The following is a 22,591-nucleotide window of genomic DNA, read 5'->3' as shown; positions in this document are numbered from 1 at the left end:
CGCGGCGCGTAGGCTGGACTGATGAACAGCTGGTTCATGTGGTTCATCGTTCTCGGTTGGGTTGTCCCCTTCGTCCTCCGAAGGATGAGCCAGTCCGGGCAGCGGGGCGGCCGGCCGCCGTACCCGCCGGGCAGGCGCGACGAGTACGGGCAGTACCCGGGCCGATCCCCGCAGAGCGGACAGTACCCCGGCAGCCAGTATCCCGACGCACCGCCTCCGCAACAGCTCCCTGAGAGCCACACCGCCACGCCCCAAGATCCCCCGACGCTGTGGTGGCAGCAACCGCTCCCGCCGGGTTTCCCCGGCCAGCCTGCCCCGCAGGACCAGCCGGCTCCACCTCGGCAGGCGCCAGGGCAGGCGCCGCAGGCCGCGTCGCCGGACCAGTCGGCGTGGTCCCCGACCCTCCCGGGAGCGCCCGACGACGCACCGCAGGGCTACCGCGCGAGGAAGCTCGCGGAGCTGGATCAGAAGTTCTCGGAGCAGAAGATATCGCTCGAGGAGTACATGAAGGCCCGGAGCGAGATCATGCGCGGTTGACCCCCCGCCGCATGAGGAGTGCCGGATGGGGCACGCCTAGAGCGTGAAGACCCGCCTGCGCAGTTCGCCGCCAAGTTGGCCGATCTCGGTGAGGAACCCGTCGTGCCCGATCTTGGCATCGATCGAGTGGACGGGGACCTCGCCGGGGAGGGCGCGCGCAAGCTCGTCGCTCTGCTCGGGGAAGTAGAGGCGGTCGGAGTTGACCGAGGCGATGAAGAATTCCGCCTTGGTCCCCGCGAGTGCGCGTTCCATCCCCCCGCGGCCGCGGCCCACATCGTGGCTCATGAGGGCCTCGGTGAGTACGACGTAGCTGTTCGCGTCGAAGCGGCCCACGAGCTTGCCGGCCTGGTGGTCGAGATAGCTCTCCACCTGGTAGCGCCCGCGCTCAGCGGCAGCTCCCGGTGCTTCGAGGGGGTTCTCTGCGCCTTGGCCTCGCCGGCCGAACCGGAAGCTGAGCTCGGGCTCCGAGCGGTAGGAGATGTGCGCTATGCGCCGTGCAAGCCCCAGGCCCGCCGCAGGGACGGGGCCTCCGTAGTAGTCGCCGCCGTTGTGGGCGGGGTCCTGGCGGATGGCCAGCAGCTGGGCCTGTGCGAGCGCGATCTGCTCGGCAGTGGAGTAACCGCCGATGGCGACGACGACGCAGTGCCTCACCCGGTCCGGATAAGTCGCGGCCCATTCCAGCGCGCGGGCACCGCCCATGGAGCCGCCGAGCACGGCGTGCCAGCGGCGGATCCCCAGCCGGTCGGCGAGCCTGGCCTCCGCACGGACGGAGTCGCGGATGGTCACGAACGGAAAGCGCGAACCCCACGGAACGCCCTCGGGGTCGAGGGTGCTCGGGCCGGTCGAACCGTAGCAGCCGCCGATCATGTTGGCCGCGACAACGAAGTACTTCTCCGTGTCCACCGGCTTGCCCGGGCCCACGAGGGCATCCCACCAACCGGGCTCGTCGCCGTCGCCCTGGGCAACGTGGGTGTCGCCAGTGAGCGCGTGCTGGATGAGAACGGCGTTGCTGGCGTCCCCGTTGAGCGTCCCCCACGTCTCGTACGCGAGCTCCACCTCGGGCAGGGCCCCGCCGCCTTCCAGCTGGAGTGCACCGACCGCGACGGTGCGGACGACGCCGTCCTGGCCCCTGCCGCCGTTCGGTCCGGGCATCGTCCGCTCGCCGTCCTTCTCAGGCGCGGTGCTGCCGATCCCAGAACTGCGCACCATCGTCACGCGACGGCCTCCGCGACAGCGCCAGCACCCTCCGTGTGCTGCGGCACCGTGCCCGCTGCGGCAAATCCCGTCTCGAGGTCGGCGAGGATGTCCGCGATATTCTCGAGCCCGACAGCCAGGCGTACGAGGCCCGGGGTCACGCCCGCGGCGCGCTGCTGGTCCTCGCTCAGCTGCGAATGAGTGGTGGACGCCGGGTGGATGACGAGCGAGCGGACGTCACCGATGTTCGCCACGTGGGAGTGGAGGGTGAGGGCGTCCACGAAAGCCTTGCCCGCCTCGACGCTGCCCAACTCGAACGAGACAATGGCGCCTGCGCCCTTCGGGGCGTACTTCTTGCCGAGGGCGTACCACGGGCTGGACTCGAGGCCCGCGTAGGCGACCGACTCGACGTCAGAACGCGCCTCGAGCCATTCGGCGACCTTCTGTGCGTTCTCGACGTGCCGCTCCACCCGCAGGGAGAGCGTCTCGATGCCCTGCGCGATGAGGAAGGCGTTGAACGGGGACACGGCCGAGCCGAGGTCGCGCAAGAGCTGAACGCGGGCCTTGAGGATGTATGCCAGGTTCGCACCGAGGATCCCGGTGACCCCGAGGTCGCGCGCGAACACGAGACCGTTGTAGCTCTCGTCCGGAGTGTTGAATCCCGGGAAGCGCGCGGGATCCTGGGCGTAGTCGAACGTGCCGCCGTCGACGATGACACCTGCGATCGCCGTCCCATGCCCGCCGAGGTACTTGGTCGCGGAATGCACGACGACGTCCGCACCATGCGCGAGCGGGTTCAGGAGGTAGGGGGTCGCCACTGTGTTGTCGATGATGAGGGGCACGCCGGCCCCGTGGGCGATCACCGCGACAGCCTCGATGTCGAGCACGTTCTGGCGCGGATTGGAGATCGATTCGGCGAAGAAGGCCTTCGTGTTCGGCCGAACGGCGGACGTCCACTCCTCGAGGCTGTCCGGGTCCTGGACGAAGGTGACCTCGACGCCGAACTTCGCGAAGGTGTGCTTGAGCAGGTTGTACGTGCCCCCGTAGAGCGCGGCGGAGGCGACGACGTGGTCCCCCGACTCTGCGACGTTGAGGATCGAGTACGTGGTGGCGGCCTGGCCCGAGGAGAGCAGCAGCCCGGCGAGGCCACCCTCGAGGCTGGCGATGCGCTGCTCAACCGCGTCCTGGGTCGGATTGCCGATCCGGGTGTAGATGGGCTCAAGCTCGGCGAGGGCAAAGCGTGCTGCGGCGCTCTCGGCGCTCGGGAACACGAACGAGGTGGTCTGGTAGATCGGGAGGGCACGGGCGCCCGACTCGGAGTCCGGAGTCTGGCCGACATGGATCTGGCGAGTCTCGAAGGACCATTGGGGATTGCTGGACATAGCAAGCTCCTTTGCGCTGCGCTTGACCGGCGGCTCTCGCCGGTCCAGGTCTTCACCCGGGGCACCCCACCGCGGCGGAGGGTTGCCGGCCAGCAAACCGGGGTTTGGCGCTGGCACTCATGACCTATTGGCGAGTGTAAGGGTGGGCCAAGCCCGGCAGCCAAGAGTGTGACCGACTGTGAACAACGCCCCGCCTCAGCCCTCCATGAGCCGCCGACGATGCCGCAGTTCCTTGACCCACGCCCGGGTGACACCGGGAAGGAAGGGCGAGGGGCCGCCGTCGTGCGCGGAAAGGTCCTCCAGCAGCGGCCCGGAAGCCCGCAGGGCCGAGGCGAGCACCCCCTCTGCTGCCCGGGAGGGGAGGCCGAGCTCCCGAACCCAACCCAAGAAGTGGCGCCGCGAGATCCCCGTGCGCTTGCCCCCGAGCGGCAGGGCCAGGGATTTGTCGCCGTACGGGACGGTCGAGGGGATGTCATACACAGGGGCAATCCCCCACTCCCCCGGCACGGCAAGCCCTTGCACCACTGAGACGTTCTTCGCGTGGAGGTCCCCGTTGCCGGTCAGCCACGCGAAGGCACCCTGGAGCGCGAGGCTGCGCAGCGCGGGCAGCGGCGCGGCGCAGTGGGCGGCCACCGCGCGGCACAGTTCCTCATAGCTGACGTTGTACTTGTCCGCGGGATACAGGCCGAGCAACTGCGAGCCGTCCTCGACGGCGAGACGGGACACCGCCCTTCCCTCGGCCTGCGGCGGCCGGTCGAACCGCTCGACGAGCAGCCCGGCGCGGCCCGCGACGTCCCGCACGAGCTTGACCCGGCACACCGGAATGCGCAGCCTGGCCGCGTACCGGTACATGAGGTGCTCGTTCTCGACCACGTGGGGGAACTCGGGAGCGTTGAGCTTGAGGATGTACCGCCGCCCGGACTGGGCTGCCGGAAGGGAGATCATGCCGGCGCTCACCTTGTCCTGCACGCCGGCGAGCGCCTTGGGGTCCACGAGCAAGGGGTCGTCGACGAGCGCGGCGAAGTCCGGGGTGCGGCGGGCGTCGAGCACAACGGCGTGCTGGTCGCCACCGCTCTGGGCGTCCCCGCCCCCCTCGCCGCCCAAGCCCGCCAGGAGTTCGCCGTGGGGGACGATCTGAACGTCGCCCACAGGGTCCGAGCCGGCAGCCATGAGGAGCCCCAACTCGTCATCGGCGCTCGTCTTCACGGCGCGCCGCAGGGAAGCGAGCCGGCGCCCCTCGGGGAGCAGGCCGGTGAAGAATGCCGGGACCGCGCCGGCACCAGTGACGACGGGTCGGGTGGTGATCGGGAGCGTCGAGGCCACGGGCTCTCCGCCCGAGGCGACGTAGGCGGGCAGGTATGTAAAGCGGGTGCCGCCCTCGAACCGCTCGAGCCGGGCGGCGAGGACCCCGCCCTTGTACACATCCGCGGTCCGGTGCCGGGTCATGGCCTCCCTCCGCGGGCCGCGACCCGAAGCTCGAGGCCGAGGGCGCCGAGCACCGATTCAAGCGCGTCGAGCTGGACGCTTGGCTTGGCCTGCTCGACGAAGCGGACGAACCGCTCGCTCACGCCCGCGAGCTCGGCCAGGTCCTGCTGCGTCAGCCCGAGCGCACGACGCCGTTGCCTCACCTCAGCGGCGATGGCTCGACTCAGGAGCTCCATACGGATTCCTCGCTTCCCCAGGAGCCGGACCGCAACCCTGTTCCGCTCGAAACGGCACGAACGTTCCGCTTCACAGCTTGCGCGGAACATTCTCGTGAGTCAAGTCACGAAGGATGCAGGAATCGGCACGCTCGTACCGGTAGCGGGTAACGGCCGAGACACGGCGTGATTCTTAGAACCGTCTTAGACCCAGGGGCGCACCATAGGCACATGACCACCTCGGACTATGCGACCTCCAGGCCTAGGGCCTGGGCCCACCTGCCGGCCCGCAGCGGGCTTCTGCGCCTGCCCACGCTCAGGCATTGGATCGCGGTGCCCGTCATCCTGAGTGTCGTGCTGCTCGCCATCGGACTCGCCGCCACGACGACGCCCTACACCAACTCCGAGCTCGCCATCGACCAGTGGATGAGCAATCAGCACGTCGGCTGGTTCAATGCGGTTGCGCTGGCGATCGAGCAGATCCTCGGCCCACGCGGCGCGATCGTGATCCTCGTGCTCCTGCTCGTGGTCCTCTGGGCGGTGCGCCGCACGCCCGTGGACGCGCTCGCCGTAGTGAGCATCACCGGTTTCGGCTGGGTCTACAGCCTGCTGTTCAAATACGTGATCCACCGCCATCGCCCGGATTCGAGCCTGCTCGCGAACCCCCTCTCCCCGGACATGGACCCCAACAGCTTTCCCAGCGGACATGTGTGCTTCGCCGTGTCGCTGACCATCGCGCTGTACTTCCTCTTCCGGCACACGCGCGCCGGAACGTGGATCCTCGTAGTGGGCCTGATCGTCTCGGCCTTTGTCGCGTGGACGCGCGTCTACGTGGGCGTGCACTACCCGATGGACGTCATCGCCTCGTTCCCCGCCTCGATCGCGGGAATCCTCCTGTGGTCCGGACTCTGGAACCGGTTCGCGCCGCCCATGCTCGCGAAGCTGCCCTTCATCACCCGTCTCGAAAGCCGCTGACACCCCTATGCTCGATCCAACCTCCCTCCTGATCGGTGCCGGGCCCTGGGTCCTCGGCGTGGTTGCCCTCCTGGTCTTCATCGAGTCCGGGCTGCTCTTCCCATTCCTGCCCGGCGACTCCCTGCTGTTCACCGTGGGGCTCCTGCACGCCCAACTCGGCCTCAGCCTCCCGGTGCTCATCCTGGTCGTGGCCATCGCCGCCGTTGCAGGAGACCAGGCCGGGTACCTGCTCGGCAAGTTCGTGGGGAAGCGCTGGTTCCGCGAGGACGCAAAGGTCCTCAAGCTCAGCCACCTGGCAAGCGCCGAGGAGTTCTTCGGCCGGTACGGCGGGCGCGCCCTCGTGCTGGCCCGGTTCGTGCCGATCGTGCGCACGTATGTGCCGCTCGTCGCGGGCATGGCCCACTACCCGTACCGGAAGTTCCTTGGCTGGAACGTGCTTGGCGGAGTCGCCTGGTCGGTGTCCATCACCCTGCTCGGCGTGTGGCTCGGGCACGTCGATGTCATCGCGCAGAACATCGACATCCTGTCGGTGCTCATCGTCGCTGCCTCCGTCATCCCGATCGGCATCGAGATCCTGCGCCGGCGCCGCAAGGCATCGCTGACAGGACAGCCGCAGCCGGCCCCTGCGCGGGTCGACGATGACGAACGCGGCCCAGCCGAGGTCGATAGCTACCCTCGCTGATCCGCTCCACGCTCGTGCCCACCCCTCGGGCCCGCGCTCTGGGGCGAGACTGGGAGTCGCTTTCCGGAGGCGAGTTGGCACAATGGCAGCCATGGACCCCACGGAGCCCCCGACCAGGCGGCGCGTGCTGCTCATTGAGGACGACCCGCAGCTCGGCCCGCTCGTGGCCGCGCTCCTCGAGGACGACTTCGACGTGGCGCTCGCCGCGGATGGCCGGGAGGGGCTCGAGCTGGCCCTGGCGCAGGAGTGGGACGCGCTCGTCGTGGACCGCGGGCTCCCCGGCCTGGACGGGGTCTCGCTCGTGAAGTCGGTGCGGGCCAAGGGCCTGACGGCGCCGATCCTGCTGCTCACCGCGCTCGGGAGCGTCCCGGACAAGGTCGAGGGCCTCGACGCCGGAGCCAACGACTACCTCGTCAAGCCCTTCGACTCCGAGGAGCTCGCCGCACGGCTCCGTGCGCTCACGCGGACCTACGAGCGGCGGGAGGGCGAGGGCACCTCGGCACTGCTCGCAGTCGGCTCGTGGGACCTCGACCCGGGAACGCGCGTCCTCACCTCGCCCTACGGGCACCGGGTTGAACTTTCCGCGGCCGAATCGGCCCTTCTGGCCCGCCTCGCCGCGGACCCTGCGCGCGTCCACTCCCGCGCCGAGCTCCTCGGCTCGGTATTCGATCCCGCAGACACCCCCGGTGTCGTGGACACTTACGTGCACTACCTCAGGAAGAAGACGGACCGGGGCGTGATCAGGACCGTGCACGGCCTCGGCTACCAGCTGGGCGGGCTCGAATGACGCCGCGGTGGCGCACAGTGCGCGGGACAGCCCGAGCGCGGCGGCCTCTCAACTCGGACGAGCTGGCCCTCAGGCGGGCTGCCCTGCGGGTCGGGCTGCAGATCGCGGCGGCCGTGGCGGTCGTCGTCGTACTCCTGCTCGCGGCAGCGGCGCTGTTCGTCTGGGCCAAGTCCCAGCCGGCCGAGATGATCGCGCACCTCGAGCGCAGCCAGCCGCAGATTGTGCTGGACTCCGTCGACGTGTTCGGCGCGCTTGTGGTCGGCGGCGTGCTCGGGATCGCGCTCGCGGGGACAGTGGGAGTGCTGATCGCGCGGCAGGCGGTCAAGCCGCTCGGGGAGTCGCTTGCGCTCCAGCGCTCCTTCGTCCAGGACGCGAGCCACGAGCTGCGCACGCCGCTGACGGTGATCGACACGCGCATCCAGCTCGCCCAGCGGCGCCTCGCCAAGGACAGTGAAGCCGCAGCAGTTCTCGCCGAGCTCCGTGCGGATTCCGCGAAACTTGCCGCGATCATCGAAGACCTCCTCCACGGCATCTCCGGCGGACCGGATGTCCCCGAGACGCCCACGGATCTCACGGCCCTCGCGCGCGACGTCGTGGCCGACCTCACCGTGATCGCCCGTGAGCGGGACATCGCCCTGAGCTGTGAGGACTCAGGCGAGGCGGTGCCGGTCGCCGTCGCGCCCGCCGCCCTGCGGCGCGTGATCGTGGCGCTTGCCGACAATGCGCTCAAGTACACCCTTGCCGGCGGGCGGGTCACGATGGGCGTCACCATCGGCTCGGGAGGGACGACGGCGGTCCTCACCGTCGCAGACACAGGCCCGGGGATCGCGGGACCAGCACCGGAACGGGTGTTCGAGCGGTACGCGGGGGCTGGGAGCGAGGCCCCGGGCGGGCAGCGCAGCTTCGGGCTGGGTCTCGCGCTCGTGCGCGACATCGCCGTCCGCAATGGCGGCTCTGTGCGCATTGCCTCGACCGGGGCGGAGGGGACCACGATGGAGGTCTCGCTGCCGCTCGCGCGCTGACGCGGGGACGTGGCCGCTCCGCTTTTCTGCGGCTTGTTGACTGGGAGTTCCCCGTGAGTTAGGCAAACGTGGAGTAAACACAGCCAATGCTCAGGTTAGGCAAAGCTAATATCGGAATGTTTCCGTTAGCTATTCCAGTCTGGAGCTCACCATGCCGCGTGCCGTCCTCCCCCGTCCCCGGAGCCGACGGCGCCTTCTCGCCGCCGGCACGCTCGCGGTCGTTCTAGCAGCGGGCGGTACGGTGGCCGCCATCGCGACACCACCGCAGGCCCTCACGGCAGCCGAGCAGGAGCGGGGCATGGCCCCCGGCGCGCCGCTGACGGAGCCGCCGGTCATCGAGGCGTCCGCCGGCGTGGAGGTCACGCTCGACCCTGCGAAGACCCGGTTCTCGATCTCGGGCAAGGACGTGTGGGGCGCTTCGTACGCCGGGGCCATCGTCGCGCCCACGCTGCGGCTCGACCCCGGCACCACCGCGTCGATCACCGTCCGCAACCGGCTCCAGACCGCGACGAACCTGCACTTCCACGGGCTCCACGTCTCGCCAGAGGGAAGCTCTGACAATCCGATGGTCTGCATCCCGCCCGGCGCCGCCTACACCTACCGGCTGAGCATCCCGGCCGACCATCCTCAGGGCACGTACTGGTACCACTCACACGCGATGAGCACCTCCTGCCCCAACCCGAACGCTGTGGCGAACGGCCACTCGCACGCGACGCCCGGCTTCATGCCCGCCGATACCGAGAACCAGATCCTCGCCGGCCTCTCGGGCGCGATCGTCATAGGAGACTCGCGCACCGGCCTGCCCGGCGGGCTGCGTGACGTCCCCGAGCGGGTGATCGCGCTCAAGGACGCGCAGATCGACGTCGCGGGGAAGATCGTCCAGAACACGGCGAACACCTCCATCGACTCGAACGCGGACACTGTGCGACTCGTCAACGGTCAACTCCGGCCCGTCCTCTCCCTGCGGCCGGGAGAGACCGAACTGTGGCGCGTGGCGAACCTCGGAGCGGACATCTTCTACCGCCTCCGGCTGGACGGCTACCGGTTCTCCGTGGTCGCCGAGGACGGCAACCCGCTCCCCGTCTCGGCTGACGCCACCGAGCTCCTGCTGCCCCCGGGCAAGCGCTTCGACGTCCTCGTCACGGCCTCCCAGACTGCCGGCTCGGCCGTGCTGCGCACGCTCGCGTACAGCAACGGTCCAGGCGGCGACCAGTACCCGGACACCCAGCTGGCGCGGCTCGACATCGGCGGCGCGCCGACGGCCTCCCTGCCCGCCGCCGACGTCCGGATCGCCGGTGCCCAGCCCGACCTCGCAGGCGCCCCGATCGCCCAGAGGCGCCGGGTCGTGCTGTCCGAGGAGGAGTCCACCTCGCAGTTCTTCATCAACGGCAAGCAGTTCGGCATGGATTCCCCGACCTTCGACCTCGCGGCGAAGCTCGGCACCGTCGAGGAATGGACCGTCACCAACGTCACCGGCGAGGACCACCCGTTCCACATGCACAGCAACGCGTTCCAGGTGATGAGTGTCAACGGCGCCGCGCCAGCATCCATCCATCGCCAGGACACCGTGGTGGTGCCGCACGCCGTCAACGGCGTCCCCGGCACAGTCGTCCTGCGCCAGGCGTTCACGGACTACCCCGGCCGGTGGATGTTCCATTGCCACATCGCGGCCCACGAGGACCACGGCATGATGGGCTACATCCAGGTCGTGCCGTAGAGCCGACCACGCCAACGTGAGCACCGCGGCTAGGCACCGACCCTCGGTTAGGTAACCCTAAGCTGAGGCGCCCATCACAACGTGGCACCATGACTTCCATGCGTATGGACCATGTTTCTTATGCCTGCGAAGCGGACGGTCTGCTGGCCACCACGGAGCGGATCGCCAATGCCCTCAGTGTCGAGGCAGTCAAGGGCGGGGTCCACCCGCGGTTCGGTACCCGCAACATGATCATTCCCCTCACGGACCACCACTACCTCGAGGTTGTCGAGGTCCTGGACCACCCGGCGTCGGACAAGGCACCGTTCGGGCAGGCGGTGCGTGCCCGAAGCGCGGCGGGCGGCGGGTGGATGGGCTGGTGCGTCGAGGTCGAGGACCTCGCGCCGTTCGAGGAGCGCCTCGGCCGCCATGCCGTGCCCGGCAACCGCAAGTTCCCGGACGGGCGCGAGCTCGTATGGAAGCAGATCGGCATCCTCGGACTCATCGCGGATCCCCAAGTGCCCTACATGCTCAAGTGGGAGGGCGATCCGTCCCTCCACCCGTCCAACGCGTACCCCGGCACCGTACGCATGAGCAAGCTGACCATCGCCGGGTCTGCCGAGCGCGTGACCGAATGGCTCGGGGAGCCGGTGGAGAAGCCGCTCGAGGACGTCGAGGTCGAGTGGGTCTCCCCCAAGGGCACCCCCGGCATCATGTCCGTGACGTTCCAGACCGCAGGCGGCGCCGTCACCATCTGACCAGGGAGCCCGAAAGGGGCGCCCAGAGACCCCGCACCCGACCAAGAGGTGCGGGGTCTCTGGCATCTTGCCGTGCGCTCTCTGGCCACCTTCTACCCCAGGCCCATCGCCTTGCCCGCGACGCTGAAGCCGACGAATGCGGCGATGTCCAGCAGCGCGTGGGCGATCACGAGCGGCATCACCCGCCCGTACTTCCGGTACACGAGCGCGAAGACCACACCCATCACGGCGTTGCCCACGAACGGCCCGATCCCCTGGTACAGGTGATAGCTCCCGCGCAGGAGGGCGCTCGCAGCAATTGCCGCAGGGACGCCCCACCCGAGCCGGCGCAGCCACCCGAGCATGAACGCCACAACGATGACCTCCTCGACCACGGCGTGGCGCACCGCAGAGACGATGAGCACCGGCACGGTCCACCAGTACTGGTCGAGCCCACTGGGAATAATCGCAGTGGTGATCCCGAGCGCGCGCCCGGCCCAGTACAGCCCGAGCGACGGAATGCCGACCGCGAGGAAGAGGCCCGCGCCCCAGAGCCAGTCGCGTCCAGGCCGTGCGAGGTTGAACCCGAGGCGGCCGAACGGCGTGGTCCAGAGCACGGGGCGCCGGATGCGCGCCGACGCGTCCCAGACGAAATACAGGACGAGCGCCACCGGCACGAGCGCGAACAGGATGTCGAGGAGCTGGTACGCGAGGTCGAAGTATTCGCGCGAGCTCAGCGACCGGTTGAGCGTGCTGGTCCCCTGCGAGAGGGGCGCCCGGGTGGCCTTGTCGAGCAGCTGGATTACCGAGTACACCGCGGACTGCCCGAGCGAGAGGCCTAGGACAATCAGGAGCTGGGCACCCCACCGCGCGCGGGAGGGGGAACGGGCGACGGCGCGTTCTTGCGGCATGCGTCTATCTTGCCTGCCGCGCCCGGCCGCCGCTCTCAGCCTGCCCTAGGGTTGGCTCGCGGACGCCGCGGACCACGGCGGGAACCGTCCTCGAGGCGACCTTCGAGGAGCTGGTCCGCGGCCGGATCACCGCACCCGGTCCCCAGCGCGCCACACCGCGTGCGTGAGGGGCATACCGGGGCGGTAGGCGAGGTGGGTGGCCGAAGGAGCGTCGAGGAGGTGGAGGTCCGCACGATGGCCGACGGCGATAGACCCCACCGCCCGCCGCTCGTCCTCGTCAGTCCCCACATGCCGCCGTAGGGCGAGGGCGCCCCCGAACGTCGCGGCCCGGACCGCTTCCTGGACCGAGAGTCCCATCTGCAGGACTGCGGTGGTGACGCAGAAGTCCACAGCGCTCGTGTAGCTCGTGCCCGGGTTGCAGTTGGACGCGATCGCGATCTGCACCCCGGCGTCAAGCAGGCGGCGGGCGGGTGCAAGCGGTGCGCGGGTCGAGAGGTCGCAGGCAGGCAGGACCGTCGCGACCGTCCCGGCCGTGTCCACCGAATCTGGCGCGGCGGCCCCGGTCCAGCCCGCCCACGTGCCGGCGAGGGCCTCGACATCGGCGTCCTGAAGGAAGTTCACGTGGTCAACACTCGCGGCACCGACCTCCACGGCAAGCCGCACCCCGGCCCCGGGCCCGAGTTGGTTCCCGTGCACCCGGAGCCCGAGGCCCGCCTCGCGGCAGGCCTCGAGAACACGGCGGGCCTGCTCCTCCGAGAAGGCCCCGCGCTCGAAGAACACGTCCGCCCAGCGCACGTGAGGCCGCACGGCGGCGAGCATGTCCCCGCACACGAGCTCGGTGTACTCCTCGGCATCGGACCCGGCGGGCACGAGATGCGCTCCGAGGTACGTGACCTCGTCGACGAACTCCGCGGCCAGCTGCGCGCTTCGGCGCTCTTGCTCGACGTCGAGCCCGTACCCGGTCTTCGTCTCCAGATACGTCGTCCCGCCGGCGACCGCCTCAGCAACGCGGGCAGCAAGCAAGCGCCGCAGCTCGGCGTCGGACGCGGCTCGCGTGGCACCCACGGTGACCCCGATGCCGCCCGCTGAATAGGCCTTCCCGGCCATCCGCGCCTCGAACTCCGCCGTGCGGTCTCCCGCGAAGACGAGGTGCGAGTGCGAGTCGACCCATCCGGGCAGCACGGCGCGGCCCTCCGCGTCATACCGCTCGTCGGCGGCCGGGGCCTTCGACGACTGGCCCACCCAGGCGATCCGCTCGCCCTCGATCACGACGGCGGCCTCCCGCAGGACGCCGGCCGCCTCACCGCCGGCGGCAAGAACGGCTGGGCGCGCCTCACCGGCGAGGTGCTGGGTGGAGAGCTCGCCGATGTGGTCGATGAGAAGGGTCATATACCCATGCTCTAGGTCCTGACGGAGAGCCGGTGCGGGTCGAGGGCCCTCGCTGTCTCGGATGCCGGACGCACACCCGTTCGCAGCGCCCCTGGCCCCGCGAGGAGCTGGGCCGCGGCGTCCTCGGCGAGCGCCGACGAGGTCTGGAAGCCATACCCGCCCTGACCGGCGAGCCAGAAGAACCCGGGACCCTCGGGATCGAAGCCCATAACCGGGAGACCGTCTTTGGGGGAGGTCCTCAGCCCGGTCCAGGCCCTCACCACTCCCGTCACCTTGAGGTCCGCGACCGCGCGGATGAGCTCGAGGGTCCTCTCGACGTCCCCAGGACGCGGCACGGCGTCCTCGGCCCGGGACGGCTCGGCCTCGGACGGCGAGACGAGCGCGCCGGCCTCGTCTGGGCGGAAGTACCATGTGTTGTCGGCTGCGGCGACCATCGGGGTATCCGGGTCGAGGGGCTCGGCCAAGGACACGAGCGCGGCCGTGCGGCGGTATGGCTGCAGGCCGAGGCGCTCGACGCCGAACAGGATTGCGACGTCGTCCGCCCAGGCACCCGCAGCGTTGACCACGTTGACCGCGTGGAAACCCTCCGCGCCGGCGCCCACGAGCCAGCCCTCGCCGACCCGCTGTGCCGTGTGCACGGGGCTTCCGACGCTGATGTGGACTCCTGCGGCCCGCGCGCGCTCCTCGTGGAACGCGAGCAGCGCGGGAGCATCGACCCGCACGGACCCGATGTCCAGTGCGGCCGCCTCGAAGCCGTCCGCGCGCAGCGCAGGCACGAGCTCGCGTGCCTGATTCCGGCTGAGGGGCTGCATCCCCTCATGGGAGGCCTGGCCCACGTCCGCCCAGGCGCCCACGAGCATGAAGCGGCTGGGCCAGACGAGGCGCCGCCCGTCCTCGTCCGCGGCGTCGCGGAGCGTGCCGAGCGTGCGTCGGGTCAGCTCCTGGATTGGCTGCGGACCGTAGCTGGGGATGAGCTGCTCCGCGGACCGGCCGGAGGTGTGGTAGGCGAGCGAGGGCTCCGATTCGACGAGCGCAACGCGGCATTTCCCTGCTAGTGCCGAAGCGAGCGAAAGGCCCGCGATACCCCCTCCGACGATGAGGACGTCTACGTCGTGCGCACTGTTGGTGGTGGCCGTCATGGCCACACCATACCCGCGCACGGGTGATCCCGGGAGGGTCCTAGAGCTCTGACGATCCGGGAGAGTTCACTCCGGGTTCCGGGTAGGCTGCAGCGCCCTCGATATCCGGGAAATGCCTCACACTGATGCGGCTCCCACCGCCTCCCGTGCTGCGACGAAGGCCCCGACGGCCGTCTCGACGTCCTCGGACGTGTGCGCGGCGGAGAGCTGCACCCGGATGCGCGCCAGCCCCTGGGGGACCACGGGGTAGGAGAAGGCAGTCACGTACACGCCGTGCGCGAGCATCTCGGCCGCGATCCGGCCCGCGAGCGCGGCATCTCCGAACATCACGGGAACGATCGCATGCTCGCCCGGGAGGAGGTCGAAGCCCTCCTCCCCCATGCGCCGCCGGAACAGTGCGGCATTGGCGAAGAGCTGCTCGCGAAGGTCCTTCGAGCCCGCCACGAGGTCCAGGGCCCTGAGGGTGGCCGCGACGATCATCGGAGCAACCGAGTTCGAGAACAGATAGGGTCTGGCCTTCTGGCGCAGCGTTGCCACGATCTCTGCGCGGCCCGAGACGTACCCGCCCGAGGCCCCCCCAAGTGCCTTTCCGAACGTGCCTGTGTAGATGTCCACCCGGTCCGAGACCCCCGCGTGCTCGGGGGTCCCGGCGCCGGTGGCTCCCATGAACCCGACAGCGTGGGAGTCGTCCACCATCACCATCGCCCCGTACTTCTCCGCGAGGCCGCAGATCTCGGCAAGCGGCGCAAGGTAGCCGTCCATGGAGAAGACGCCATCGGTCACGACGAGCACCCGACGCGCCCCAGCGCCGTCGTTCATCTCCTTCGCCTCATTGAGGCGCGCCTCGAGCTCGCCCATATCCCGGTTGGCGTAGCGAAGCCGCACCGCCTTGCACAGGCGGATGCCGTCGATGATCGAGGCATGGTTGAGAGTGTCGGAGATGACCGCGTCCTCGGGGCCGAGAATGGCCTCGAACACCCCGCCGTTGGCGTCAAAGCAGCTTGAGAACAGGATGGTGTCCTCGGTGCCCAGGAACTCCGAGACGCGGCGCTCGAGGGTGAGGTGCATGTCCTGGGTGCCGCAGATGAAGCGCACGGATGCCATGCCGAAACCTCGGGCGTCAAGGGCGTCCTTCGCCGCCGCGATGAGCTCCGGATGGTCGGCCAGGCCAAGGTAGTTGTTGGCGCAGAAGTTCAGGACCTCCCCCGCGGGCCTCCCGAGCGCTCCGGCCTCGATGTGGGCCGCCTGCGGGGAGTCGATGTGCCGCTCCTCCTTGAACGTCCCGGCCGCACGGATCCCTTCGAGCTCCGCGGCCAGCTGCTCCCTGATTCCTCCGAACATGCCTGCTTCTCCCTCTTCGCTTCGTCCCGCCGCCTCCGCCGGTGCGGCCCTGCCTGCACTCCCGCCCTGACTACACGCTCGCCCAGTCCAGCACCACCTTGCCGCCGCTGCCAGAGCGGGCAACGGCGAATCCCTCCTCCCAGCGCTCGGCCGGCAGGACATCGGTCACCACAGCGGCGACATTGCGGTGGAGCACGGGGTTGGAGGAGAGCATGGCGCTCATGGCGTACCAGGTCTCGAACATCTCGCGGCCGTAAATGCCCTTGAGCGTGAGCATATGCGTCACGATCTTCGTCCAGTCCAGCTCCGCCGCCTGAGACGGGAGGCCCAGCATGGCGATGCGGCCCCCGTGGTTCATGTTCTCGATCATGCCCGCGAGCGCGGCGGGGCGCCCGGACATCTCGAAGCCCACGTCAAAGCCCTCCAGCATGCCGAGCTCGCGCTGCGCCTCGCGCACGGACATGGCCGAGACGTTGACAGCGAGGTCCGCGCCCATCTTCCGGGCGAGCTCGAGGCGGCGCGGGGAGACGTCCGTAATGGCGATCTTGCGGGCGCCGGCATGCCGTGCCACAGAGATGGCCATGAGCCCGATGGGTCCGGCGCCGGTGATGAGCACGTCCTCGCCCACGAGCGGGAAGCTGAGGGCGGTGTGGACAGCGTTGCCGAACGGGTCGAAGACTGAACCGAGTTCGGGGGTGATGGAGGGATCGTGGTGGACCCAGACGTTGGCCTCCGGTATGACCACATACTCTGCGAAGGCCCCGTCGCGCTGCACGCCCACGCTGACCACGTTGATGCACATCTGCCTGCGTCCGGCCCGGCAGTTGCGGCACATCCCGCAGACTATATGGCCCTCGCCCGAAATCCGGTCCCCGACCCTGACCACGTGAACGTCCTCGCCAACCTCGACGACCTCGCCGTAGAACTCGTGGCCGGGGATGAACGGCGCCGTGGACATGGCCTGGGCGGAGGCATCCCAAGACTCGAGGTGGAGATCGGTGCCGCAGATTCCGGTGGCCAGCACGCGGATCTTGGCGTCTGTGGGCCCGGCTACTGGCTCGGGGCGCTCGGTGAACTCGAAGCCGGCCCGCGGGCCGGGCTTGTAGAGGGCCTTCATGGGCCCATTCAACGCTTCCGAACAGCTCCAGGTCACCCCCTCGGCGGTTTCGCAGCAGCTCGCACTGCTCGCGCGCAGCGCCGGTGTCCAGCTGACGCGCAAGGAGGTCCGCACTCTCGTCCTCACGGACGCCGGGAGGGTGCTCGCGGAGGCGGGAGGCGCCGTCGTGCGCGCCATGGCGGACGCGCGCGCTGCGATCGGCATGTACCACGAGGACCCTGCCGGGCTGGTGAGCGTGAGCGCGTTCCACTCGGCCGCCCAGACGCTGTTCGGACGGCTCACGAGGCGGTTCTCCCCTGAGGCGCCGGAGGCGCACGACGACGCCGTTCCCGCCTCGGCCCCGGGGCTCCCCCGGCTGCGCCTCACCGACGAGGACGTCCCGCAGCACAGCTTCCCGGCGCTCACCGCCAAGCACGACATCGTGCTGGCGCACCGTCTTGCCCACACGGAGGCGTGGCCATCGGACCGGCTCATCGTCGTTCCGCTCGTGCAGGAGCCGTTCGACGTCGCGCTGCCAGCCGGGCACCGCCTCGCGACGAGCGCGACGCTGGCTCCCGAGGATGTCGCAGGCGAGCGCTGGGTCTCCAGCCGTCCGGGCTTTTCGCCCGCGGACGTGCTCTCCACGATCGGGGCGATCACGAGCCGGTCTCCCGACGTGGCCCACCACATCAACGACTACTCGACCGTCGCCGCCATCGTGGCCGGCGGCGGCGTCCTAGGCCTGCTTCCCCGGTATACCGCAACGATTGGGCTGCCGGACGGCGTCGTGCTCCGCCCACTCGCCGGGATCGGCACGAGGCGCAGCATCGACCTTCTAATTCGCCCCGAGAATGCGCGCAGGAGATCAGTCCAGACGGTAGCCGGCGAGCTTCGGGCGCTCATGGCTGAACTCGTCGCCGAGGCCGAGTCCGCCGCTGTGGTGCCCTAGCTGCCCTGGGACTTGTGGCCTCGGTGGCCGCCCTGGCCGTTCTGCGCCTCGGCGGACTTGGCCGGGAACGGCCCCTTGGCCACGGCGGTAGCGGTGTCGTCACTGCCGTTTCGCTCGGCACGCACGGCCACCTCGTCGCCGGCCTTGAGGTCGGAGGCCTTGAGCGCCGCGGCGTTCCGGTCTGACGCAGACCGGATCTTCGTGCTGCCGTTGAGCACATACGAGTGCGTGTACCCGTCCTCGCTCTTGACCGTGAGCTTCGCATCGGTCACCTCCGTGACCGTGCCGCGCTGGCCCACAAGCGTCGCATACGTCCCATCGGGCCGTTTGACGGTCGTCTCGCCGTGCAGACCATGGCGGGCCTCGAGGGCGTGGCCGTTTCCGTGGGCCGCGCCCTGGTGCGGCGAGGCGGACTGCGAGGCCGAGGGTGAAGGAGCCGAGGCGGCCGACACGGCAGCGCCGCCGCCCGCAGCGAGGGCAACGCCGAGGGCGCCGATCACGAGCGCGCGCCGCGCACGACGGGGCGTGGAAGAACTCATGACTCCATGATGCGCCCACAGACCGGACTCCTGTCCATGGCGGGTCGGAATCATCAGAGAATCGAAAGGCCTCTCACAGCTTCGGACCCCCGGAGTCAATTCTCGAACAGGCAGAACGGGTGACCGTCCGGGTCGAAGAACACGATGACGTCATCCTGCGGCTGGTGGGGGGAACGCACGGCACCGCACTCGGTGGCATGCGCGCAGGCCTTGGCCAGGTCCTCAACGAGGAGGTCCAGATGCATCATCATCTGCTGCTTCCCCTGCTCCTCGGGCCACGCTGGCCGCTCGTAGTTCTCCTCGAACTGGAACGAGAGCTTCGGCCCACCCCCAGGATTGAGCACTGTGGCCCACTCCTGCTCGTCGTCGCCGAGCTCCCAGCCCAGAAGGTTGGAGTAGAAGCGGGCCGCCGTCTGGGGATCGGGGCTTCCGAGGACCGTAGCGTGGTAGCTGATGAGGGGCGCCATGCGGCAAGAATACGCACGACGACGCCCCCACGAGTAGGTTCCGCAGACCGGCCGAGGTGGGTGGCGCCGTCGTGTGCAGGAGCTTGCTAGGCCTTCACACCGAGCCGCTCGAGGATGAGCTCCTTGACGCGGCCAGCATCGGCCTGGCCGCGGGTGGCCTTCATGACTGCGCCCACGATCGCGCCGACGGCCTGGACCTTGCCGCCGCGGATCTTGTCCGCGACGCCGGGCTGGGCGGCGAGCGCGGCGTCGATGGCCTCCAGGAGGGGGCCGTCGTCGGAGACGAGCACGAGGCCGCGGGACGCCATAACCTGGGTAGGCGTGCCCTCGCGCGCTATCACGCCGTCGAGCACCTGGCCGGCCATCTTGTTGTTGAGCTTGCCGCCCTCGACGAGGCCGTTGAGCTCGACGATCGCCTCGGGTGTCACGCCGAGATCGGCTGGGTCGACGTCCGCGGCCTTGGCACGGCCCACAATCTCGCCCATCCACCACTTGCGGGCGGCTTGGGGGGTCGCACCCGCGGTGATGGTCTCCTCGATCGAGTCGACGACGCCGGCATTGACCACGTCGCGGAACTCGGCGTCAGCGTAGCCCCAGGCCTCCTTGAGGCGCTTCCGGCGCTCCGCCGGCGGCTCGGGCAGGGACGCGCGCAGCTCCTCGACCCATTCGCGGCTCGGGACCACGGGCACGAGGTCGGGCTCGGGGAAGTAGCGGTAGTCGTCGGCGTCGCTCTTGGGGCGGCCGGCCGTCGTCGTGCGCGTGTCCTCGTGCCAGTGCCGCGTTTCCTGGATGACCTTCTCCCCCGCTGCGAGGACTGCGGCGTGCCGCTGGATCTCGAAGCGGACCGCGTGCTCGACCGAGCGGAGGGAGTTGACGTTCTTGGTCTCCGAGCGGGTGCCGAACTGCGTGGCACCCTTGGGCATGAGCGAGACGTTGGCATCGCAGCGGACGTTGCCCCGCTCCATCCGGGCGTCCGAGACGCCGAGGTTCTTCACGATCTCGCGGACCGCAGCCACGTAGGTGCGGGCCAGCTCAGGGGCGCGGGAGCCAGCGCCGACGATCGGCTTGGTGACGATCTCGACGAGCGGCACACCTGCACGGTTGTAGTCCACGAGGGAGTAGTCCGCGCCCTGGATGCGGCCGGTCGCGCCGCCCATATGGGTGAGCTTGCCGGCATCCTCCTCCATGTGCGCGCGCTCGATCTCGACGCGGAACACCGTGCCGTCCTCGAGCTCGATGTCGAGCCACCCGTCATGGGCGATCGGCTCGTCGTACTGCGAGGTCTGGAAGTTCTTGGGCGTGTCCGGGTAGAAGTAGTTCTTCCGGGCGAACCGGCAGGACTCGGCGATCTCGCAGTTGAGCGCGAGGCCGATCCTGATGCTCGACTCGACGGCGGCCCTGTTGACCACGGGCAGGACGCCGGGCATGCCCAGGTCCACCTCGTTGACGTCGGAGTTCGGCTCGTTGCCGAACACGTTCGGCGCTGAGGAGAACATTTTGGTCCTGGTGTTCAGCTCGACATGGACCTCGAAGCCGAGAACCGGGTCGAAGCGCTCCATGGCCGCCTCGAAGGACAGGATCGTGTCGGTGGATGCCATCTCTACTTCACTCCAGTCGTCTTCTCGGCCCCGAGCACCGGCGCCTTGGCGAGCAGCGGACCGCCCCACCGCTCCTCGAGCAGGCCCTCGAGAGCCGCACCCACACGGTACAGGCGCGCGTCCTCGCGGGCTGGGGCGAGGAGCTGGATGCCGGCGGGCAGGCCATCCTCCTCGGTGAGGCCGCTCGGGAGGGACAGGCCCGGGACGCCGGCCAGGTTGGCCGGGATGGTGGCGACATCGTTCAGGTACATCGCCAGTGGGTCGTCGAGCTTCTCTCCGAGGGGGAACGCCGTGGTGGGCGCGGTCGGGGAGATGAGAACGTCGGCCTGAGCGAACGCGTTGTCGAAGTCCCGCTGGATGAGGGTGCGGACCTTCTGCGCCGAGCCGTAGTAGGCGTCGTAGTATCCAGCCGAGAGCGCGTATGTGCCGAGGATGATGCGGCGCTTGGCCTCGTCGCCGAATCCAGCGGCACGCGTGGCGGCCATGACCCGCTCGATGGTCACTGGGCCGTCCTGCGGCATCACGCGGAGACCGTAGCGGACCCCGTCGAACTTGGCGAGGTTCGAGGAGACCTCGGACGGCATGATGAGGTAGTAGGCACCGAGCGCGTACTTGAAGTTCGGGCAGGAGACCTCGACGACCTGCGCGCCCGCGCCTTCGAGCAGTGCGAGCGCCTCGCGGAAGCGGGCCTCGACGCCGGCCTGGTAGCCCTCACCGCCGAGCTCCTTGACCACGCCGATGCGCACTCCCTCGAGCGAGCCTTCGACGGCGCCACTGCGGGCCGCGGCGACGAGCGTGTCGAAGGAGTCGGTGAGCGACGTCGAGTCGTAGGGGTCATGGCCCCCGACGAGCTCCTGGAGGAGCGCCGAGTCGAGGACCGTGCGGGATACCGGGCCGATCTGGTCGAGGCTCGAGGCCATCGCGATGGCACCGTAGCGCGAGACGGCACCGTACGTCGGCTTGACACCGACGGTTCCGGTGACGGCGCCGGGCTGGCGGATGGATCCGCCTGTGTCGGTGCCGAGCGCCAGCGGGGCCTCGAACGCCGCGACAGCCGCCGCTGACCCGCCGCCCGAGCCGCCCGGGATGCGGTCGAGGTCCCAGGGGTTGCGGGTCGGGCCGAACGCCGAATGCTCGGTCGAGGAGCCCATGGCGAATTCGTCGAGGTTGGTCTTGCCGAGGATCGGGAGCTTCGCGGCGCGGATCTTCCTGATGACTGTTGCGTCGTACGGGCTCATCCAGCCCTCCAGGATGCGGGAGCCCGCCGTGGTGGGCTGCCCGACAGTGACGATGAGGTCCTTGATCGCAATGGGGACGCCCGCGAGCGGGTGGAGGGCCGAGGCGTCGTCCCCGCCCGCCGCGCGGACGGAGTCCACCGCACGTGCGACGCCGAGGGCCTCCTCCGTGTTGACGTGCAGGAAGGCGTGGACTCCCCTCTCGCCGCCGTCGACCTCGCCGATGCGGTCGAGGTGGGCCCGGGTGACCTCCTCCGAGGAAACCTCCTTGGCGGCGAGCTTCTCGGCGAGGGCGGATGCGCTGGACGTGATCAGTTCGCTGAGGATCTTCTCATTGAGGGACATGGCTTACTCCTCGTCCAGGATGGCCGGGACCTTGAAGCGGCCCCCGTCGGAATCGGGTGCGCCCGCGAGCGCCTCGGCCGGGGTCAGGACGTGGCCGACCACATCCTCGCGGAAGACGTTCTGCAGCGGAATCGGGTGGCTCGTGGCCGGAACGTCAGGCCCGGCGGCCTCGCTCACGCTCTTGACGGCGTCCACGATGTGGGCGAGCTCGCCCGCCATCTTGTCCAGCTCCGCGTCGCTCATCTCGATCCGCGCGAGCTGCGCGAGATGCGCAACGTCGTCGCGAGTGATCTCAGCCATGGATCTCCCTATGAAGGTTTCAGTGTTCGCGGACCAGTCTAGTCGCGGGACGGGAAGGCAGTCTGCGCGGAGGTCCCGGTCCGGCTCCGGCCCCGTCAAAGCCGTTTGATGTACACGGGCAGCATGATGTCCGTGCCGGGGACAGGCCAGTCGAGTTCGGGCGCGCGCTCGTACCCGAGCGTGGGGTAGAGCGCGTTCGGGGCCTCCCAGCCCTCACCCGTGGTCAGCACGACGGCGGTCGCTGCCGCGCGTCGGGCCCTCGCCTCGACCTCGGCCACCAGTGCGGTCGCGGCCCCCATCCGCTGCGCCTTCGGGTCCACCACGAGGAGTCTGAACTCGTACTCGCCTGGGCGGGCCACCTGGTCGAAGCCGTCGCCGTGGGCCATGACCGTCACCGAGGCCACGATCCGGCCGTCACGCTCCGCGACGAGGACCGTGCCCCGCGCTGCCCGGTAGGAGACGTCTGCGATCTGGCGCATGTAGGGGTGCTCGGGTCCCTCGAAATACCCGGCGCCGAGATAGGCGGCCTCGGTGATGCGGACGATCTCTGGATAGTCCTCGGGGCTCGCTTCGCGGATGGTGAGTGACGTCCCGTGTCTCCGCTGCGCTTCGCTCGGTTCAGTCACAGTG

The 22,591-nt window shown here is 69.6% G+C and carries 23 protein-coding genes and 1 riboswitch; of the genes, 8 read left to right on the top strand and 15 right to left on the bottom strand.

Features of this window, described 5'->3' with window-relative positions; all coding sequences use genetic code 11:
* Positions 1 to 21 precede the first annotated feature (21 nt).
* A complete protein-coding gene (locus LF262_RS10535; RefSeq protein ID WP_235780301.1) occupies positions 22 to 537 on the top strand; it encodes a polyadenylate binding domain-containing protein in 516 nt (171 codons plus the stop codon).
* A gap of 36 nt (positions 538 to 573) precedes the next feature.
* Here the strand turns inward: LF262_RS10535 and metX are convergent, their stop codons facing one another.
* From metX to LF262_RS10515, 4 genes are all read right to left on the bottom strand, one after another.
* The gene (gene metX / locus LF262_RS10530) at positions 574 to 1,689 is read right to left on the bottom strand and encodes a homoserine O-acetyltransferase MetX (RefSeq protein WP_235780442.1); all 1,116 of its coding nucleotides are present in this window, start codon (positions 1,687 to 1,689) and stop codon (positions 574 to 576) included.
* A gap of 59 nt (positions 1,690 to 1,748) precedes the next feature.
* Entirely contained in the window at positions 1,749 to 3,113 is a 1,365-nt protein-coding gene (locus LF262_RS10525) for a bifunctional o-acetylhomoserine/o-acetylserine sulfhydrylase (protein WP_235780299.1), read from the bottom strand.
* A 13-nt stretch (positions 3,114 to 3,126) separates the two neighbouring features.
* A riboswitch (SAM riboswitch) is annotated at positions 3,127 to 3,238 on the bottom strand.
* A gap of 70 nt (positions 3,239 to 3,308) precedes the next feature.
* Positions 3,309 to 4,559 carry a type II toxin-antitoxin system HipA family toxin gene (locus LF262_RS10520; RefSeq protein ID WP_235780298.1) on the bottom strand — a complete coding sequence of 417 codons (1,251 nt, stop codon included), beginning with the start codon at positions 4,557 to 4,559 and terminating at the stop codon, positions 3,309 to 3,311.
* The gene (locus tag LF262_RS10515) at positions 4,556 to 4,774 is read right to left on the bottom strand and encodes a type II toxin-antitoxin system Y4mF family antitoxin (RefSeq protein ID WP_235780297.1); all 219 of its coding nucleotides are present in this window, start codon (positions 4,772 to 4,774) and stop codon (positions 4,556 to 4,558) included. The genes LF262_RS10520 and LF262_RS10515 overlap by 4 nt, the downstream gene beginning before the upstream one ends.
* Before the next feature lie 210 nt (positions 4,775 to 4,984).
* Here LF262_RS10515 and LF262_RS10510 point away from each other — a divergent pair, with 210 nt between their 5' ends.
* The 6 genes from LF262_RS10510 (at position 4,985) to LF262_RS10485 (ending at position 10,673) form a co-directional block, all read left to right on the top strand.
* The gene (locus tag LF262_RS10510) at positions 4,985 to 5,728 is read left to right on the top strand and encodes a phosphatase PAP2 family protein (RefSeq protein ID WP_235780296.1); all 744 of its coding nucleotides are present in this window, start codon (positions 4,985 to 4,987) and stop codon (positions 5,726 to 5,728) included.
* Positions 5,729 to 5,735: 7 nt separating this feature from the next.
* A complete protein-coding gene (locus tag LF262_RS10505) occupies positions 5,736 to 6,410 on the top strand; it encodes a DedA family protein (protein ID WP_235780295.1) in 675 nt (224 codons plus the stop codon).
* 91 nt (positions 6,411 to 6,501) lie between these two features.
* Positions 6,502 to 7,197 (top strand): response regulator transcription factor, encoded by a 696-nt coding sequence (locus tag LF262_RS10500; protein WP_235780293.1) that lies wholly within the window; start codon positions 6,502 to 6,504, stop codon positions 7,195 to 7,197.
* On the top strand, positions 7,194 to 8,219 hold the full coding sequence (locus LF262_RS10495) for a sensor histidine kinase (RefSeq protein WP_235780292.1): 1,026 nt from the start codon (positions 7,194 to 7,196) through the stop codon (positions 8,217 to 8,219). Before LF262_RS10500 ends, LF262_RS10495 begins: the two co-directional genes overlap by 4 nt.
* Positions 8,220 to 8,370: 151 nt before the next feature.
* The gene (locus LF262_RS10490) at positions 8,371 to 9,936 is read left to right on the top strand and encodes a multicopper oxidase family protein (protein WP_235780291.1); all 1,566 of its coding nucleotides are present in this window, start codon (positions 8,371 to 8,373) and stop codon (positions 9,934 to 9,936) included.
* Positions 9,937 to 10,034: 98 nt separating this feature from the next.
* On the top strand, positions 10,035 to 10,673 hold the full coding sequence (locus LF262_RS10485; protein WP_235780441.1) for a VOC family protein: 639 nt from the start codon (positions 10,035 to 10,037) through the stop codon (positions 10,671 to 10,673).
* Between the two features lie 92 nt (positions 10,674 to 10,765).
* On the opposite strand, the gene LF262_RS10480 is transcribed toward LF262_RS10485, so the two are convergent.
* The 5 genes from LF262_RS10480 to tdh all read right to left on the bottom strand — a co-directional run bounded on the left by LF262_RS10480 (position 10,766) and on the right by tdh (position 16,549).
* Positions 10,766 to 11,563, bottom strand: coding sequence for a CPBP family intramembrane glutamic endopeptidase (locus tag LF262_RS10480; RefSeq protein WP_235780290.1), 798 nt, complete (start codon positions 11,561 to 11,563; stop codon positions 10,766 to 10,768).
* Between the two features lie 126 nt (positions 11,564 to 11,689).
* On the bottom strand, positions 11,690 to 12,952 hold the full coding sequence (locus LF262_RS10475; RefSeq protein WP_235780289.1) for an amidohydrolase family protein: 1,263 nt from the start codon (positions 12,950 to 12,952) through the stop codon (positions 11,690 to 11,692).
* An 11-nt stretch (positions 12,953 to 12,963) separates the two neighbouring features.
* Positions 12,964 to 14,091 carry an NAD(P)/FAD-dependent oxidoreductase gene (locus tag LF262_RS10470; RefSeq protein WP_235780288.1) on the bottom strand — a complete coding sequence of 376 codons (1,128 nt, stop codon included), beginning with the start codon at positions 14,089 to 14,091 and terminating at the stop codon, positions 12,964 to 12,966.
* A gap of 117 nt (positions 14,092 to 14,208) precedes the next feature.
* Entirely contained in the window at positions 14,209 to 15,432 is a 1,224-nt protein-coding gene (locus tag LF262_RS10465) for a glycine C-acetyltransferase (protein ID WP_235780287.1), read from the bottom strand.
* A gap of 70 nt (positions 15,433 to 15,502) precedes the next feature.
* Positions 15,503 to 16,549, bottom strand: coding sequence for an L-threonine 3-dehydrogenase (gene tdh / locus LF262_RS10460; protein ID WP_235780285.1), 1,047 nt, complete (start codon positions 16,547 to 16,549; stop codon positions 15,503 to 15,505).
* On the opposite strand from tdh, the gene LF262_RS10455 reads away from it, so the two are divergent.
* Positions 16,548 to 17,477 carry a LysR family transcriptional regulator gene (locus LF262_RS10455; protein WP_235780282.1) on the top strand — a complete coding sequence of 310 codons (930 nt, stop codon included), beginning with the start codon at positions 16,548 to 16,550 and terminating at the stop codon, positions 17,475 to 17,477. The two genes, tdh and LF262_RS10455, sit on opposite strands and share 2 nt — an antisense overlap.
* On the opposite strand, the gene LF262_RS10450 is transcribed toward LF262_RS10455, so the two are convergent.
* The 6 genes from LF262_RS10450 to LF262_RS10425 all read right to left on the bottom strand — a co-directional run bounded on the left by LF262_RS10450 (position 17,474) and on the right by LF262_RS10425 (position 22,587).
* The gene (locus tag LF262_RS10450) at positions 17,474 to 18,016 is read right to left on the bottom strand and encodes a hypothetical protein (RefSeq protein WP_235780279.1); all 543 of its coding nucleotides are present in this window, start codon (positions 18,014 to 18,016) and stop codon (positions 17,474 to 17,476) included. The genes LF262_RS10455 and LF262_RS10450 overlap by 4 nt on opposite strands.
* Before the next feature lie 95 nt (positions 18,017 to 18,111).
* A complete protein-coding gene (locus LF262_RS10445) occupies positions 18,112 to 18,483 on the bottom strand; it encodes a VOC family protein (protein WP_235780275.1) in 372 nt (123 codons plus the stop codon).
* Between the two features lie 86 nt (positions 18,484 to 18,569).
* On the bottom strand, positions 18,570 to 20,081 hold the full coding sequence (gene gatB, locus LF262_RS10440) for an Asp-tRNA(Asn)/Glu-tRNA(Gln) amidotransferase subunit GatB (RefSeq protein WP_235780273.1): 1,512 nt from the start codon (positions 20,079 to 20,081) through the stop codon (positions 18,570 to 18,572).
* 2 nt (positions 20,082 to 20,083) lie between these two features.
* Positions 20,084 to 21,661 carry an Asp-tRNA(Asn)/Glu-tRNA(Gln) amidotransferase subunit GatA gene (gatA, locus tag LF262_RS10435; RefSeq protein WP_235780271.1) on the bottom strand — a complete coding sequence of 526 codons (1,578 nt, stop codon included), beginning with the start codon at positions 21,659 to 21,661 and terminating at the stop codon, positions 20,084 to 20,086.
* Positions 21,662 to 21,664: 3 nt separating this feature from the next.
* Positions 21,665 to 21,961: an Asp-tRNA(Asn)/Glu-tRNA(Gln) amidotransferase subunit GatC gene (gene gatC, locus LF262_RS10430; protein WP_235780269.1), complete on the bottom strand. Its 297-nt coding sequence runs from the start codon at positions 21,959 to 21,961 to the stop codon at positions 21,665 to 21,667.
* 95 nt (positions 21,962 to 22,056) lie between these two features.
* A complete protein-coding gene (locus tag LF262_RS10425) occupies positions 22,057 to 22,587 on the bottom strand; it encodes a GNAT family N-acetyltransferase (protein WP_235780268.1) in 531 nt (176 codons plus the stop codon).
* Positions 22,588 to 22,591: the final 4 nt, after the last annotated feature.

Source organism: Sinomonas notoginsengisoli, from assembly GCF_021554725.1.
Taxonomy (GTDB): domain Bacteria; phylum Actinomycetota; class Actinomycetes; order Actinomycetales; family Micrococcaceae; genus Sinomonas; species Sinomonas notoginsengisoli.
The sequence above is the reverse complement of the archived record's forward strand: the minus strand, read 5'-3'. Positions and strand labels throughout refer to the sequence as shown.